The organism is Bacillus sp. JJ722 (assembly GCF_036963345.1).
Classification (GTDB): Bacteria; Bacillota; Bacilli; order Bacillales; family DSM-1321; genus Bacillus_AD.
In genome coordinates, this window is record NZ_JBALMO010000225.1 from 1 (window position 1) to 1,515 (window position 1,515).

Genomic DNA, 1,515 nt, shown 5'->3' on the forward strand with positions numbered 1-1,515 from the left:
TCGGGTTCTTACTGGCGCTCTATCTCCCACTTAAACGCCTTCGCTTTTACTTTCATTTTGAAGTGGGAGTCTTAGCGCCAGTTTGAACGGGATAAAACTCAAAATTTCAAGTTCATAATGACGATTAATAATTTATACAAGGATATTAAACCTTTTCCCATTTACACTATAAAAATAACGTAAAATGTGTATATTCATAGAAGATTAGCTAGTTATTCAATATGAATAAAAAAAGAAGATTAAGGTTAATAACCTCAATCTTCATCTTTAATATCTTTATCTTCAGGAATTGGCTCATTCTGTAGTTCTTCTACTAGAATGCGATATTTCTCTAACTGCTCAAAATGTGTTTTAAACTGATCTTTGTAAACTAAATACTGATCGCCGTCATATAACGCCCTGATTTTCCCTTGAAGTATTAAATTTTCTACATAAGGGACTGATACAGACAAATATTCTGCTGTTTCTTCAACAGTTAAGTACATCCTACTTCACTTCCTTAGAGTCTTACACCGAAAGATACTATTCTTCGTCGTTGTTGTCTTGATTGAACCAAAGAGGATCATCAATATCAACATCACCGTTATAGTTTATTAAGATTTCTTCCCCTGCCTTAATATCTTTATAAGCATAGAAATCAAATGTATGGTTATCAAAGTTGATTTCATATTCGGCATTTGGCTCATAAGAGTGATTAAATAACATACCATACCCCAATAGAATAGCCGTATGGTTTATTCCATACTCAAAGGCATAGTCAGCAAGTAATGTTTTCTCGATATGCTCATGTTCAGCATTCGGGAACGGAATTACCGGTGCTTCATGAAAAAGCGTACCTTTCTTTATATCCTGTTTCGCAAATACTCCTCTATTTAACTCTCCATCACTGAGAGTTGATGTTTTAATTTCTATCAAAATTATCACCTACGCATTTCACCGAAGTTTAATTCTTTTATTTAGTTTGACAGGAGTTGTCAATGAAAGCAACTAATAGTTGCAAATCCTTTCACTTAAATACTTCGAAAAGCAAAACTAGCAACATAAAGATTGCTAGCTTTTCTTCTTAAACCTTTTTCTTCGATTCGTTTCCATCATGAATAATCCAATTACACCAAGAAAAAATCCGCCAATTTGTACATATTTCATGAACGGATATTCCTCAATCATATTCGTTGTCACAACGGTCATGAGAATTCCCACTATTAATAATGCGATACCTGCTTTGATCATCTATGTTCCAATCCTAACTATTCATTTTCATCTTGCATAACAAGTATAGCCAGTTTATCATACTTTATGACATTGAAAATATTAACAGTTATAATGAACTTCTTGTGATATAGTACGAAAGGGATTGTCCAATAAGTTCTATTTGCTATCTTTGTTTGATCGATGGGAAAGTAATTCTTACGATTTTTTAGAAGATACATGGGGTTTCATCTAGACAGAAAGCGCCAAATGTAGGCATATCAGCAAGTTTATATACTTCACGCAACCTACTTCGGAGGGCTAACA

Annotated in this window: 3 protein-coding genes; all 3 read right to left on the reverse strand. The window is 33.5% G+C overall.

The window, feature by feature from the left end; translation table 11 throughout:
- Positions 1 to 254: 254 nt before the first annotated feature.
- Positions 255 to 485 carry an excisionase family DNA-binding protein gene (locus V7014_RS21945; RefSeq protein ID WP_335510332.1) on the reverse strand — a complete coding sequence of 77 codons (231 nt, stop codon included), beginning with the start codon at positions 483 to 485 and terminating at the stop codon, positions 255 to 257.
- A gap of 37 nt (positions 486 to 522) precedes the next feature.
- The gene (locus V7014_RS21950) at positions 523 to 915 is read right to left on the reverse strand and encodes an SET domain-containing protein (RefSeq protein WP_335510334.1); all 393 of its coding nucleotides are present in this window, start codon (positions 913 to 915) and stop codon (positions 523 to 525) included.
- Positions 916 to 1,050: 135 nt separating this feature from the next.
- On the reverse strand, positions 1,051 to 1,230 hold the full coding sequence (locus V7014_RS21955) for a hypothetical protein (RefSeq protein ID WP_335510336.1): 180 nt from the start codon (positions 1,228 to 1,230) through the stop codon (positions 1,051 to 1,053).
- Positions 1,231 to 1,515 lie beyond the last annotated feature (285 nt).